This window comes from Thalassomonas sp. RHCl1 (assembly GCF_947387555.1).
Classification (GTDB): domain Bacteria; phylum Pseudomonadota; class Gammaproteobacteria; order Enterobacterales; family Alteromonadaceae; genus Thalassomonas.
Genome location: NZ_CANDNZ010000008.1, coordinates 96,673 through 111,381 on the forward strand (window position 1 = coordinate 96,673; position 14,709 = coordinate 111,381).

Consider the following 14,709-nt stretch of genomic DNA (forward strand, 5'->3'; position numbering starts at 1 on the left):
ATCGGTTAGTGACTTGAAATTAAGTGAATACCAGCAAGGGGGAAATGGCATTCAGTGATTGAATACCATTGTTTTTCAGAGACTTTTTACAGGGTAACTGGGCGTAAAGGTTTTATATCAGCCATGTTTAAGGGCGGATAACAACTTTCGGCCCGGCAGTAGTAACAGTAGGTACAATAACGAAGTGCCAAATGAACCGCCACTGCTGCCGGAAGATCTTGCTGCCGTTTCACCCGGGGTTACCGTGATGGCTACCCGGGCTTTATTCGAGCTGGCACCATTGTTGTTGCTGATACTGTAAACAAAACTGTCTTCGCCGGTAAATGGAATATCCGGGATATAGATGATGCTGCCGTCAACTTCATCGACAGTGACGCTGCCATGTTCGGGGCCGGTGACAATATTGACCGATGTCCGATCCAGGGGGACCCCATGGTCAAGATCGTTGGCCAGTATATCTATCACCAGGGCAGTATTTTGTGAAGTTGTCACCAGGTCATCTTCGGCCGCCGGGACAAAATTCTCAACCAGTATTATCTGGTTGCTTTCAAAGTTAGAGACATAAAGCTTACTGCCGTCCGGGCTGGTGGTAATACCGTTGGGAAAGAGCAAGCCGGCCTCGGCCGACCCTTCCAGTTCCAGAGGATCGCCGCCGTTAACCGGTATCTGATAAATCAGATCGTGTTCAAGCGCCGTGGTATAAATCATGTTATTGGCATAAGCGATGTGACCGGTATAATCCGGTGCCGACGCCAGCTCGGTAACGCTTTTATCGCTTGCTATCTTAAATATCCGGCCGTCATTGTAGTTGCCGACATAAAGGTTTTCTTCTTCATCCAGATCAATGCCGACCGGGCCGAACAGGCCTTCGCCTGCCAGCCAGATTTCGCTTTCACCGTCCGGAGTGATCTTATAAATCACGCTTTCGAGGTAACTGGAAACAAAAAGTTCATCCTGTGAGTTAATGATGATACCGCTGGCATTGCCCAGTTGGGCAAAGGTGGAGCTGATTCCTTGCGGTGTGACTTTGGTGATTACTCCGGTGTTGAAGTTGGCAACATACATATTGCCGCTGGAATCAAATCTGTTGCCTATCGGCCCCGACAACTCTGTGGCGGCATCTGATATCGTGCCGTCTAAGGCTATTTTACGGACACTAGTGCCGGATAAAGGGCCATTGTCAAAATTACCGGCATGAGAAACGTATAAGTTGCCATCGGCATCAAAACTCAGGCCATCGTTATTGGCTGTTGGCATGACAGCAAATTCACTGTAGTCGGCTGCCATTGCCGCTGAGGAAAAAGTTATCGCCATGGCCAGGGCGCACTTGCGGATCAAATTTTTGTGTTGCTGCATCTTCATATTTCCCTTGTCGTTTTATTGTCCGGGTTTGCCTTTTTATCTTGAGACAGAGGCAAACGTACGGTTAAGTTCTTGTCCCGTTCAGTGAATTAAAAGCCGAAAACTAGCGCAGGAAAACCTGGGCCGGTCAGCGGCCGGGACCAACAGGATGAAATTACCGGTTCTGAACTTAAAGCGTCTTGAGAATTACTGTGTATTTGCTTGAAACTTTGTTGAAATTTCCTTGAAATGCATAATAAACAATGGTTTATACCTCGGTGAGACCGACTTTTTTCCTTGTTGAATCTGGCTTTGGCCAAAGTGAAAACCCTTGACGCCTGTCAAGGGATGCTTTAAAACTGCTGGCAAGCCCGTTGAAGGCCGGGAAAAAATAAAAAAGTTTGCGCTGATCAGATGTATGAACAAAATGGATAGCCCACAGCCAATGAGATCTCATGGAAAATAACACAGCAGCCACAGTCGCCAGTTTTACCGTGGGAGATTTTACCGTTCACGGTTCACGTAACCTCATTACCCGGGGAGAAACGGAAACTGCCATTACCCCTAAAATGCTGGCAGTATTAACCGAGCTGGCTAGGTACCAGGGAAAAACCCTCTCGAAAGAACATTTGATTATCGCGGTGTGGGGCACGCCCCATACTTCAGATATGGTATTAAGTCGGGCGATTTCTGATTTACGTAAAGTTTTTGGCGACTCGGCGCGTCAACAAGCTTATATCGAAACCGTAACTAAGCAGGGCTACCGCCTTAAACCGGCGGTAAACTGGCAGCCGGGCGCTGCAGTTGAACCTTTACCGGTTAAAGAAACACAAGCGGCTGAACAAGTGCCTTTAGCTGAACAACCCCCGGGAGTTGAGACAACTGGCAGGACAGTAACAGCGAAAACTCTCAGGTTGGTTTTTAGTGTGCTGGCTCTTGCCGCCCTGCTGGTTGGTGCTTGGCTGTTTCAGGGAGAAGCGTCAAATTCGCATGTCGCGGTGAAGGAAGCAGACAAGTTATCTGAGCCGACATTCAGCTATCTTACCCGGGATCAAGCTTATGAGCGTTACCTGAGATTTAGCGTTGACGGCAAAATGCTGGCTTATTCTGTCAGTTCGAACGCGTATACTGGCGGCAGAATTGTGCTGCGTTCACTGACGGACAATAAGCTCATCACCCTGGGAGTGGCGCCAGGATCTGAAGAAAGTGCTGCTGCCTCCTATGATGTTGCCCCGGCATTTTCCCCCGACGGCAAAGAAATCGCCTATAAACATTTTAGTGACAGTGGTTGTCTGATCCGGGTCTATAACCTGCTCGATGCCAGCGAACGTGAATTGGCCCCTTGTCCCTATGCGCAAACCCAGGCGCTGGACTGGTCTCCCGACGGCAAACAGCTGGTCACTACGGTATTTAACCAAATCAAAAAAATAGAAGGCCTGGCCCTGATAGATACCGACAGCGGCAATACCCAACTCTTGCCGTCGCCGCAGCACCCTGCTTCTGGCTATTTGTGGCCGCGTTTTTCGCCAAACGGCAAGACTATTGCTGTGGTCTATTACCAACCCAACAGTCATTTGTGGACTTTGGCCCTGATAGATAAAGACTCCGGGGCTTTTACCGAAGTGCTGCCTACGGGAGAGGAGGTGAGCCAGGTGGTATGGGATGAAACCGGCAATGCCCTGTATTACCTGTTGGTCAATAGCAGCAACGACGGTATCTGGAAAGTTGATCTTGGCAGCAAGGAAACGACATTGATCGCCGGGACCAAAAGCAGCAGCCTGGATTTTGATGAAGTTTCCGGGCAGTTTGCCAGTATTGCCCGGGATCGTAAAATGAATATCTGGCAGTCATCGCCGGACCCGCAGGGGAACAGGGTTGCCAAACCGTTATTCAAGAACCTGCCGCACACCAGTTATCCCAGGCTGTCGGCGGATAACAAGATGCTGGCGTTTGTTTCCACCACCTCGGATATAGACTCACTGTGGCTGCGCTCCCTGGATGATAATTATAACCGCCTGGTTTTTCAGGCCAAAGCAAAGGAAAAGCTGGTGGCGCCGGCCTGGTCACCGGATGGTAAACAGTTGCTGATCAGTGTCCTGGGCCAGGACACTAGCCGCATCATACAGTTTGATTTGGAGCTGGGAAATGCCGACGGCTTTGCCGGTGAAAATAATGTCAAAATGGGCCAATGGTCGCAAGACGGTGCTATGTTGTACTGGTATGAAGAAATTGACGGTATCTGGCAGATCATGGCAAAAGATCTGGCCTCGGGGCAAACACAAAGCCTGTTGCAGCACCCGGTTTCCAGATTTGCTATTCCTGATAAAAAACACCTGCATTATCAAAAAATCGGTACGGTGAAGGTGCATTCGCGGACGTTAACCGGGAACGAGTCCCAAATGCCTGCGGATAAAATGTTATTGGCGCTAAAAGGCAGTTATGAATGGGATGCACATGCCGATATTATCTACTATATGTCACCTGGTTTAAGTGTCGAACCGGCAAGCAAGCCACAACAAATGCTGTTTAAAATGGAGCTGGCAACGGGGCTGTCTGAAACCTTATATGCGATTGATCCTGTGATGGCAGTCGACTCGGACCGGCATTTAAGTGTCAGCAGCGATGGCGCCATGGCTTTTTATACTAAGCTGGATAAATACCACACCGATGTGGTGCTGATAAACCTATAATGCCTGTTAAACTAATGCTCCCCCTGGCATAAAGTATGGTCGGCTAATGCCTGTATCACCTGGCATTGTTTGGCTTTGCCCTGGTCCGAAACGGCCGTGATCCGCTCCAGCTCTTGCTGTAATTTTTGCAGCTTGCTTATGCGCCGGGTAACGGCTTCAAGTTGCGCCAGCGCGATATCATGAATTTCACTGCAAGTGGAACTGCCGGTAGCGCTCAGCTCGATTAATGCCCGGATATCTTCCAGGGGAAAGCCCAGTTCCCGGGCATGGCGGATAAAGGAAAGCCGCTCCAGATCCTGTTGACGATATAATCTCTGGTTACCGTCAGATCTCTGGGGTGGGCTAATTAAGGCGATTTTTTCATAGTAGCGGATAGTGGGTACTTTAACCCCGGTGCGCCGCGCCATTTCACCAATCAAAAACATTTTGTTTTTTCCTCTTGAACCTCTAGTTACTATAGCTATTAGACTAAGGGTATCACAGTCGTTAACAGAGGTAATCATGGCAGGACACCATCATCATATAGATCCCGGTGCCGGAGATAAGCGGGTTTTTGGCGCAATCGCAGTGAATTTCGCTTTAACCCTTGTGCAAATCATCGGCGGTTTGTTATCCGGCAGTCTGGCGCTTATTGCCGATGCTATTCATAACTTATCCGATGCGCTGGCGCTGGTGATTGCCTTTGTTGCCCGTAAAATTGCCCGTCAGCCCGCCAATGCACAGATGACCTATGGTTATGGCCGGGCTGAAGTGGTGGCGGCCTTGATCAATTACACCACTTTGATCCTGCTTGGGGTTTACCTGAGTTATGAGGCGGTACTAAGGTTTTTTAATCCCCAGGGGGTGGACGGCTGGCTGGTGATTGTTATTGCTGCCTTTGCCCTGGTGGTGGACTTGGTAACGGCGTTACTAACCTTTCGCCTGTCAAAACAGAGCATGAATATCAGGGCCGCTTTCTTGCACAATGTTGCCGATGCCCTGGGTTCGGTTGCTGTAATCGTGGCCGGTACCTTTATCCTGCTCTATGACTGGCAGCTTATCGATCCCCTGGTGACCCTGATGATTGCTGGTTATATCCTCTGGCAGTCAGTGACGGAAATTGGTCCGGTGATCCGTATTTTGATGTTGGGCAGCCCGCCGGATCTGGATACTAAGGTGGTGCTTGCCGATGTAAAAAGCCTGCCGGGTATCGACAGTGTCCACCACCTGCATTTATGGCAAATGCAGGAGCACCAAAATGCCCTGGACGCCCATATTGTGCTGGAGCCGGAACAATGGCAGCGGGCAGATGCCATTAAGGCAGAAGTGAAAAGCTTGCTGGCAGAGCGCTTTTCCATCAGGCACAGCACCTTAGAGCTGGAATGTTCCCGCCATGTTTGCGAAAATCCGGCGATTATCGGTCACGGCACTAAGGACGAGCATTAAGGCTGACGGTAAATTCAGTGGCTTTCTGACAGTAAGCAACAAATCGCCGACACTAACTTACATTTTCCATACAGTTTCTAAAACGGCAATAGGCTACTTTAGATGGCATACCTAAGGAGGAAAATTTATGCGTTTATTATCTAAAATATCACTGTTATTGCCGTTGTTTTCCGGTTATGCGCTGGCAAATGATTATCAAGGTCAAGGAGACGAACAGGACGGTGATTTTCACTTTGCCGTGATGGCCCTGGCCCATACACAGGACTCTATTTATGTCGGTGGCGAAAGAAACAATACCATCTTGCCTTTACCGGAAATTTACTGGCGTAATTTTTATTTCAGCCAGGGACAGCTGGGCTTAACCGCGATTGAATTGAATGACTTCGCTCTCGATCTCAGTATCGGCGGCGATTTCATCGGCGATACCGACCGCGGTGACAGCAAAGAGCTTAAAGATATGAAAGATCTGGACACGGCGATCACCGCCAATGTCGAGCTCAGTTATTCCGGGGACTGGGGAGAGCTTTCCCTTGGTACGGCACATGATATCAGCAACAAACACGAGGGTTACAGCCTGAGCGCCGGTTACAGCTACCATCTCAGCTACGGGCGCTGGTTTATTGAACCTTCGGTAAGTGTCAATTATTCGAGCAAGGACGTGGTGAATTATTACTACGGCGTAAGTGAGCAGGATGTCACCGCTAACCGGGCTTATTATCAGGCTGACGGTGCCGTCAACTATGAACTTGGCTTAACCGCGGGTTATGCCATCAGCAAAAACCAGCAGGTGATGGCATTTGCCGAAATGGAATTTTTTGATGATGAAATCAGTGACAGTCCGATTGTCGACGATGATAAATCCCTGGGTTTTGGTGTTGCCTACCGCTATAGCTTTTAATTAGCTTTTCCCGACTGATATTCCACACTTTAGCGGCCTGTTGCTGCCGGTTTATCCGGAGAAAGGCCGCTTTTCTTTTATTTTTCTTTTTACCTTTCCCTGCCCGGCGACTATCAACTTTTTTCTGAAAAAGGGAAAACATCTGGCCAATCTAAACAACAACTTACAAATAAAAGAAATTTATCTGTATAGTATCTGGTCTATACTTTTTCTGGTGTTAACCGGATTGATACGTGATAAAAATAATTTTAAAAAAAGGAAGCATATTCAGCTATGACTTTTCTAACCTCGTCGGCCATCGCACTTTCTAATAAGCTGCGTTTTAAATATAAATTCCTGATCCTGACGCTGATCTTTTATATTCCGCTATTGGCCAGTGGCTGGTGGATTGTCAGCGAGCAGCTGGGACGTATCGAACAATATGACAAAGAGTTGATGGGGCTGGCCATGGTGAAAAAAGTCGCCATGCTGGAGCAGGATATTCGTCAAACCCAGGTGGCAACGAATGCCGAAGAGCAGGTATCGCAAGATCTCAGCCAGTTAAAGCAGCAGGTACGGGATTTTTCCCTGCTAAACGAGCTTGGCCAGCAGCTGGAAGCTATAGATAACCGCTGGCAGGAAATCATCGGGGCAAACGAGCAGCATAATTCGGCGGCGCTGGCGGCCTTATACGACCAAACCCTGGCATTTCGCGAGAACATTGCCGCCTTTAGCGGCCTGAGCCGGGAAAGCCAGGCCAGTGCTTTTTATATCTCTGAGCTGGTGGTGCAGCGTTTGCCTGCCATGATCGAATACCTGGCGCGCACCCGGGATTTAACCGCGGCGATTATCAATAACGAGGGCTTTACCGCACAAACCTATACCTCCCTGGTGGCCCTGGACAAACGCCTGGATGAACTCCAGGTGCAACTGGTGAAATCCAGTGAGCAGCTGCTCAAAGCAGACGGCAAGCAGATGAAGCAATATGCTCAAGCCTATCAGGATTTTTTAACCGGACTCGACGAGTATCAGCGTAATTTACGTAATAAGGTGATTGACCCGGACAGCATCTCCTGGTCCGCCAGCGCTGCCGGACAAAGTGTTGGCATGATCTATCAACAGGCGCAGGATTTGTTGAAAAGGAATAACCTGTTGCTTGAACAGAAGTTGGAGCAATACCGGGACAAGAGTAACCGGGCACTGGTGATTTTAACCTTGGTATTGCTGGCGGGCACTGTCATTATCGGCTTTTTGCTGGCAACCTTTTATTTCTCGTTAAAACAAAACGTGATGGCGATCAACCAGGCATCTGAGCGCCTGGGGAACGGAGATTTCAGTGAAAAACTGCTGCTTAACTCCCAGGATGAACTCGGCGATATTGCCTCAAGCTTTAACCAGATGCAGGAAAAAATTCAGGCACTGCTGATGAGTTTCAGCGATGACATTATTTTGCTGAAATCGAGCTCGGCTAATATTCACCAGCTCAATACCGGCATGGAGCAAAGCCTGGCCACGCAGCAGGAAAATACCCACAGCGTTGCCAGTGCCGTGCGTCAGGTGTCCGACAGTGTTGCCGTGATCGCTAAAAATACCGACGAAGCCCGTGAGATCACCGAGCAGGCGAGTACCCATGTGACCGAGGGGCAAACGGTGATCACAGAAACCGGCAAGGCGATCACAGATATCTCCGATGAAGTGAATGTCTCGGCCTCGGTGATTAACGAATTGGCAGGATTAAGTACGGAAATAGCCCAATTTGTGAATGTTATCAGGGAAATTGCCGATCAGACCAATTTGCTGGCGCTTAATGCCGCCATCGAAGCAGCCCGGGCCGGGGAACAGGGGCGGGGCTTTGCCGTAGTGGCGGATGAAGTACGCACCCTGGCCAGCCGTACCCAGGATTCCACCACGGAAATCCAGCGCATCATCGAACAGTTGCAGGGAGGAGCAGAAAAATCTGTGGCTGCCATGAACCAGGGGGTAGCCAAAGCCGAGCACGGAGTGGAAAAAACGCAGCAGGTGACCGAGACCTTTAATGAAGTGACCGACAATGTCGGGCAAATCGTCGAAGCCACGGTGCAAATTTCGGCTGCCGTTACCCAGCAAAACCAAATGGTGGTGGATATCGACAGCAATACCGTCAATATCGCCGAAGGGGCGGATCAGGTCATGCAGGCGGCGAAGGAAGCGGCGGGAGCCGGGCATGAGTTGTCTGTGCTGGCGGAGCGCTTATCCGATCAGCTGGCGCAGTTTACTTTTGTTAAGTGATATCTGCCCGAGTATGGCATTGTGAATGAGAACTCACTTGCTTTCCCTCGCAAGCTTGTCGGGGGGAAGGGTAATTCTAAGCCAGGCGGATTAAGCGAGTCCGCTATGGTTTATTCTCTTGCTTAATCTTTTGCTTATACCCTTGTAATACACGCACTATTTCGCATTTTCATGCGCTTTGGGTATACTTGTTCGCTGTTTAGTTCTGATTTTGGTGGAAAAGTTGATCAAGGCATCTCAAGGTATTGCGGTAAGCTCTCAAGATATAAAAGTTTTTTGTGCTCCTGCCGAGTATAAACAGCAGTTGCTGGCGCTGATACAGGCGGCCAGATCACGCATTTATATCACCGCCTTGTACCTGCAGGATGATGACGCCGGACGGGAAATCCTCCATGCCTTATACCGGGCCAAGGCTGAAAATCCCTCTTTGAACGTCAAGGTTTTTGTCGATTGTCACCGCGCCCAGCGGGGGCTGATCGGTGAAGGCAAGCAGGAAGGCAACCGGGCGCTGTACCTGGCACTGGAAAAAGAATATCAGCAAAGCATAGATGTCTTTGGCGTGGCGGTAAAGCGCAAAGAGCTGTTTGGGGTGTTGCACCTTAAAGGCATGGTGTTTGACGACACCGTTTTTTATACCGGCGCCAGCATCAATGACGTTTACCTGCACCAGCAGGAGAAATACCGTCTGGACCGCTATTACCAGATCTCTTCAAAATCTTTAAGCGATAGCTTTTGTTTTTACCTTGACCGGCAATTTGTCCAGTCGGGTTTAGTGCCGCGTTTAAATGATGAGGTCTTGCCGGGACCGGGAGAGCAAAAACAAAATATCCGTCGGTTAAAGGCGCGTATGAAAAAGTCCCGTTATGAGCTGCAAAATACCCCGGCTAAGGCTAACGGCGTTGATGATATCCTGATCAAGCCCTATATCGGTTACGGCAGCCGGGGCAACCGCTTAAACCATACCATACGTCAGCTGGTGCAAAAGAGCCGCCAGGAGTTGCTGCTGTTTACCCCTTATTTCAACCTGCCCAAGTCGCTGGCAAAAGACGTGACCCGCGCGCTCAAGCGTAAAGTGAAAGTTACCCTGGTGGTGGGGGATAAAAAAGCCAATGACTTTTATATTGCCGATGAAAAAGACTTCAGTACTATCGGTATCGTGCCTTATATCTATGAGATGCTTTTGCATCGCTTTGTGAAAAAGTGGCAGAAATATATCGACAGCGGCCAGCTTGAAATCCGCTTATGGCAGGATGAGGGCAATAGTTTTCACCTTAAGGGCCTGATCGCCGACAACCGTTATCACATGCTGACCGGCAGCAATTTAAATCCCCGGGCCTGGTCGCTGGATCTGGAAAACGGTTTGCTGCTTGATGATAAGCAGGGGCATTTGCAAGCACAGGTGCAACAAGAAGTCGATGTGATCTTAAAGCATACCCGGCGTATCGGGCATTCCCGCGACATTGACGCTATTGATAATTATCCCGACAAACCTAAGGCGCTGTTAAAGAAAATTCGCATGACGCAAATAGACAGGATCTTAAAACGTTTTTTATAAAGGGACTTATTTCAGCTTACTATGCTCCAGGCATAAGCTAAGTACTTACTTCCTGTAAGCAATCCTGTGATGCCAGGAAGGCAAAGAGCTGGGTTTATAAAGGGACTTATTTCAGCTTAATATGCTCCAAGCATAAGCTAAGTACTTACTTCCTGTAAGCAATCCTGTGATGCCAGGAAGGCAAAGAGCAGGGTATATAAAGGGATTTATTTCAGCTTAATATGCTCCAAGCATAAGCTAAGTACTTACTTCCTGTAAGCAATCCTGTGATGCCAGAAAGGCAAAGAGCAGGGTTTGTAACCGATTTGAAAAAGCCGGCTAATAAGATGATTAACCGGCTATGATACAAGAGTGTATGTCATCCCGCTTTGCCATAAAGGCAGAAGGTGCTTTTACCCCTTTCTTTTTTCTGCCGAGACTATGTCCCTGACATCCTTAAGCAAGGCCTTAGCATCATAAACAATGCCGTCTTTTACCGTGTAATTTACCCCGCCGGTGCGTACCGGCTGGTTTTTGTCATTTAACCTGAAATGGCCGGTGCCGTATAAGGTTTTAAAGTTACGCAGCGGATTATCCGGCACTATCACCAGATCGGCTTTTTTCCCGACCCGGATTGAGCCGATCTCATCTGCCATGCCCAGCGCCTGGGCGCCGTTAAAGCTGGCGGAGCGGATCACTTCCAGGGCGTTAAAACCGGCTTCCCTGAGCAGCTCTAATTCACGTACATAAGCAAAGCCGTATATTTTAAAGATATAACCGGCATCTGAGCCTGTGGTGACCCGGCCGCCGTGATTTTTATAGTCATTGAGGAAGGTCATCCACTGGCGGAAATTATTCTTCCAGGCAATCTCATCGTCTGTGGTCCAGTCAAACCAGTAGGAGCCGTGGGCATAACGGCTGGGCTGGAAAAACTGCCACAGGGTCGGCAAGGTATAGTCCTGGTGCCAGTCGGCATTCATTTCCCGCATCAGATCCCGGCTGGCTTCATAGATGGTCATGGTCGGGTTGATGGTGAAATCCAGGGAAATCAGCTCATCCCGCACCTTATTCCATTTTTTGCTGCCGGGTTTGGCGGCCTGTTGCCATAACCGGCCGGCTTCGCCAAACCTGTGCTGTTCGTTGTTGTAATTATATTCCGGGCTGTAATCCTGGATGATCTGGTGTTCAAACAGCGCTTCGGGCAAACCGTACCAGTGCTCCATGGTGGTCAGGCCCAAACGGGCAGAATCCAGGGCGTTCATGCTGGTCACTTCCAGCTGGGCGTGGTGCATCATAGTGCCCAGCTGCTGCTTTTTCGCTTCATCCAGGGCTGCGGTCATAATTTGTGGCGGAGCACCGAAAAACTTGATGCCTTTGGCGCCTTTTTTCGCGATTGCCTTAACCCAGCTCTTTGCCTGTTCAGGGCTGGTGATTTCGTCTTGCTGCTCCATGCCGAAACCAACATAAGGGATGATCCTCGGCGCGGCTATGGTGTTTTTCTCGCTGCGTTTGACATGATCCATGACCCAGGGCAGGCCGTTAAAGCTGCCGGGTTCCCGTACCGTAGTGATGCCGTGGGCGAGCCAGAGTTTAAAAACATATTCGGCGGGAATATTGTCGGCGCTGCCGCCGATATGGCCGTGCATATCGATAAAGCCGGGTAAGACATACTGGCCGCTGATATCGATAACTTTATCGTCTTTACCTGCCTGGGGGCGTTTGGCTTTGATCGGTACCCCGGGGTTGCCGACATTAACAATGCTGACGATGCGGTCGTTTTCGATCACTATGTCCATAGGGCCGCGGGCGGGGGCACCTTCGCCGTTCACCACTATGCCGCCGCGCAGGATCAGGCGTTTATAGGGGCCTTCTCCCTGGCTGCGCTGAGGTGCCTTAACCCCGGGACCAGCCAAAGCACTGGTGCTTAATGCCAGCATGGAGGCAACTAAAGCAGATGCCAGGCCGGTTTTAAATCCGGCCAATAAACTAACTGATTTCATTACTGTCCTGTTGTTACTTATTGTGGGGTGTAGATTCTTTCTGCCGGGTTAAAGGCTACCCAGGAAGTCAGCACGTACTTGTCGCTTGATACCGGCACATTGCCTCTGTGGGTATGGGTGAAGCCACAAGGAGCGATCACCATAGTGCCTGCCTTGGGCTTGACGCTTTTTTCCTGGTAGAAAAAGTCGGTTTCGCCGCCTTCTTCGACATCATTAAGGTAAATCAGGAATAACAGTACCCGGTGCAGGGCATCGTTGGGGCCCGGCTGGGGGTAAATTTCAGAATGCCAGTAGCCGTAATTGCCTTTGCCTTTGTCATATTTTTGCGCATTGATCGGCGCCAGGCGGAATAGGTATTTCATCAGGTTGACGACATTGGGTTTACCGATTTCGTCGAAGTTGTCTGCGGTCAGCTGTACCGGCTCTTTGGTCACCGGATGGGCTACCGTCAGGGAAATGCCACTGATAATACTGAAAAAGTATTTGGCCATATATTCGCTGACCCTCTGGGTGCAGGCCTGGGTGATGGTTTGCATCGCCTGCTGGAACTCGGGGTGTTGGTTCAGGTAAATATCCTGGCTCAGCTTTTTCGTGGTATCGACACCGCCGCCGGTACGCCCGGGATTTTTATGGGGGCTCTGCTCGAACTGGCGGACAAAGTCCTGGCAGAACGTTCTCGGTAAAGCATCGGGGTATATTTCAATGAAATCAGTCATGTTCTTGCTTTTATTTGTTATTCGTTATTATTTTTCCTCCAGCATACTATAATTCACCGCCTTTATTGCAGAAATTTTAAGACAAAAGTTTGGCTCTTCCCCTTTCGGGTGTAAGATTGCCGCTTATCAGATTCATAAACCATATAGATAGCAAAAGGATAGCAAGTTGTTCAGTGAAACCATTACCCCGAGATTCAGCGATACTGACGCCTTAGGGCATATCAACAATACTATGGTGCCGGTTTGGTTTGAAGGGGCCAGGGATCCGGTTTTCCGTCTGTTTATGCCTGAGCTCGATACCGGTAACTGGCAGCTGATCCTGGCGAAAATCGATGTCACCTATCACGGCCAGCTCTTTTACGGTAAAGAGATTGAGGTCAGGACCTATATCGGCCGTATCGGCGGCGCTTCGTTTGATGTCTACCAGGAGCTGTGGCAGCAAGGGGAGAAGTGTGCCAGCGGTACCGCGGTGATGGTGCATTTCTGTTATCAGGAGCAAGCCTCTATGCCGATTCCCGAGGCCATTAAAGATGAGATGAGCAAACATTTGCTTGCAGGCTGATTTGCCCTGTTTCCCTTTTACCCGGTTTTTTTCTTGTCCTGGAAAATAAAACCGGGTGAAATTTACGCAATTATTTCCAATTCTCCGTTGGCATTAACCTGCCCTTAACCCCCTGTCGCGGATAATCACTTCATTATTTATTAATCCAATATTTGAGGTGTTTAAATGCGTACTACCATGAACTACCTGATGCCGTGCTTAGTGCTGAGCCTGCTGCTGAGCGCTTGTAAAGAAGAACAAGTGGCAGAGCAGGAGGCAATCCGCCCGATTGCCTGGGTGGAAGTAGAAAAATCCGGCCTGGAGCAGGTCAGGCGTTTATCCGGCATAGTGCAGCCGGTGGAATCCGCCGAGCTCAGCTTTCAGGTGGCTGGCAAGGTTGCCGAGGTTTATGTCAAACTTGGCGATGTCGTCAAACAGGGTCAGCTGCTGGCTAAAATAGAAAACTCTCCCTACCGCTTTGACCAGATGTCGTCGCGGGCAAACCTGGAGCAGAGCATTGCCACGCAAAAAGAAGCGGAAAACGAGTACCGCCGTTATGCCGAGCTGGAAAAACAGGGGCTGGTATCGGCGTCGGGTTATGACAATGCCAAAACCGCCTATGCCACCGCCAACAGCGCTATTGACCTGGCCAGGGCACAACTGGATATCAGCAATAAAAACCTTAAGGATACCCGTTTGCTAGCTCCCTATGACGGTAAGATCACCCAACGTATGATTGAGCCTTCGATGCAGGTAGCGGCCGGGCAGGGGGCTTTTGATATTGAAGGCCAGATGGGGCTGGAAGTACAAGTGATGGTACCGGAGACCCTGGTGCGGGATATCAGCTTGGGGCAGAAGCTGGCAATAACCTATCCGGTGTTGCCGGATGTTAGCGGCAGCGGCGTGATCAGCGAAATCGGTTCAAAGGCGCAAAGCGCCAATGCTTTCCCGGTAACTGTTCTGGTTAAGAACGATCTGCAATACCTGCGTGCCGGTATGACCGCCGAAGTGAATTTTACCTTTACCGGTACCGGGCGCAGCGGTTACCGGGGCGAGGCGTTTCGCCTGCCACTTAATGCCCTCGGTGCAGGTATTGGCCAGCAAGCCTATGTTTTTGTTTATGATCCGCAAAGCTCCCTGGTGGCAAAGCGCCGGGTGGTGGTGGAAAACATTCTTAATAACGAGGTTTTTATTTCCTCCGGGTTAAAGCAGGGGGAAATCATTGCCACCGCCGGGGTGACCTATTTGCGTCACGGCCAGCGGGTGAACCTACTCGACCAGCAAGTTAAGCAATTTAATTGATTGAAGCGGAGAGTC

General features: G+C 49.8%; 11 protein-coding genes. 7 read left to right on the plus strand and 4 right to left on the minus strand.

Going from position 1 to position 14,709, the window contains the following annotated elements:
* Positions 1-117: 117 nt before the first annotated feature.
* A complete protein-coding gene (locus QL234_RS21100; protein ID WP_281559746.1) occupies positions 118-1,356 on the minus strand; it encodes an Ig-like domain-containing protein in 1,239 nt (412 codons plus the stop codon).
* A gap of 440 nt (positions 1,357-1,796) precedes the next feature.
* Here QL234_RS21100 and QL234_RS21105 point away from each other — a divergent pair, with 440 nt between their 5' ends.
* Positions 1,797-4,031 carry a winged helix-turn-helix domain-containing protein gene (locus QL234_RS21105; RefSeq protein WP_281559747.1) on the plus strand — a complete coding sequence of 745 codons (2,235 nt, stop codon included), beginning with the start codon at positions 1,797-1,799 and terminating at the stop codon, positions 4,029-4,031.
* 11 nt (positions 4,032-4,042) lie between these two features.
* Here QL234_RS21105 and QL234_RS21110 read toward each other — a convergent pair whose 3' ends face one another.
* Positions 4,043-4,456, minus strand: coding sequence for a helix-turn-helix domain-containing protein (locus QL234_RS21110; RefSeq protein ID WP_281559748.1), 414 nt, complete (start codon positions 4,454-4,456; stop codon positions 4,043-4,045).
* Positions 4,457-4,532: 76 nt separating this feature from the next.
* Here QL234_RS21110 and QL234_RS21115 point away from each other — a divergent pair, with 76 nt between their 5' ends.
* The 4 genes from QL234_RS21115 to pssA all read left to right on the plus strand — a co-directional run bounded on the left by QL234_RS21115 (position 4,533) and on the right by pssA (position 10,156).
* On the plus strand, positions 4,533-5,456 hold the full coding sequence (locus QL234_RS21115) for a cation diffusion facilitator family transporter (RefSeq protein WP_281559749.1): 924 nt from the start codon (positions 4,533-4,535) through the stop codon (positions 5,454-5,456).
* A gap of 127 nt (positions 5,457-5,583) precedes the next feature.
* Entirely contained in the window at positions 5,584-6,354 is a 771-nt protein-coding gene (locus QL234_RS21120; protein WP_281559750.1) for a MipA/OmpV family protein, read from the plus strand.
* Between the two features lie 273 nt (positions 6,355-6,627).
* Positions 6,628-8,601 carry a methyl-accepting chemotaxis protein gene (locus QL234_RS21125; RefSeq protein ID WP_281559751.1) on the plus strand — a complete coding sequence of 658 codons (1,974 nt, stop codon included), beginning with the start codon at positions 6,628-6,630 and terminating at the stop codon, positions 8,599-8,601.
* Positions 8,602-8,824: 223 nt separating this feature from the next.
* Positions 8,825-10,156: a CDP-diacylglycerol--serine O-phosphatidyltransferase gene (gene pssA, locus QL234_RS21130; RefSeq protein WP_281559752.1), complete on the plus strand. Its 1,332-nt coding sequence runs from the start codon at positions 8,825-8,827 to the stop codon at positions 10,154-10,156.
* A 392-nt stretch (positions 10,157-10,548) separates the two neighbouring features.
* On the opposite strand, the gene QL234_RS21135 is transcribed toward pssA, so the two are convergent.
* Together QL234_RS21135 and QL234_RS21140 are read right to left on the minus strand one after the other, a co-directional pair.
* Positions 10,549-12,135 carry an amidohydrolase family protein gene (locus tag QL234_RS21135; protein WP_281559753.1) on the minus strand — a complete coding sequence of 529 codons (1,587 nt, stop codon included), beginning with the start codon at positions 12,133-12,135 and terminating at the stop codon, positions 10,549-10,551.
* Positions 12,136-12,152: 17 nt separating this feature from the next.
* Positions 12,153-12,851 (minus strand): 2OG-Fe(II) oxygenase, encoded by a 699-nt coding sequence (locus tag QL234_RS21140; protein ID WP_281559754.1) that lies wholly within the window; start codon positions 12,849-12,851, stop codon positions 12,153-12,155.
* Positions 12,852-13,017: 166 nt separating this feature from the next.
* Between QL234_RS21140 and QL234_RS21145 the strand changes: the two genes are divergently transcribed.
* Both QL234_RS21145 and QL234_RS21150 read left to right on the plus strand, forming a co-directional pair.
* Positions 13,018-13,413, plus strand: a complete 396-nt coding sequence (locus tag QL234_RS21145) for a thioesterase family protein (protein WP_281559755.1) — start codon at positions 13,018-13,020, stop codon at positions 13,411-13,413.
* Positions 13,414-13,578: 165 nt separating this feature from the next.
* Positions 13,579-14,694, plus strand: a complete 1,116-nt coding sequence (locus tag QL234_RS21150; protein WP_281559756.1) for an efflux RND transporter periplasmic adaptor subunit — start codon at positions 13,579-13,581, stop codon at positions 14,692-14,694.
* Positions 14,695-14,709 lie beyond the last annotated feature (15 nt).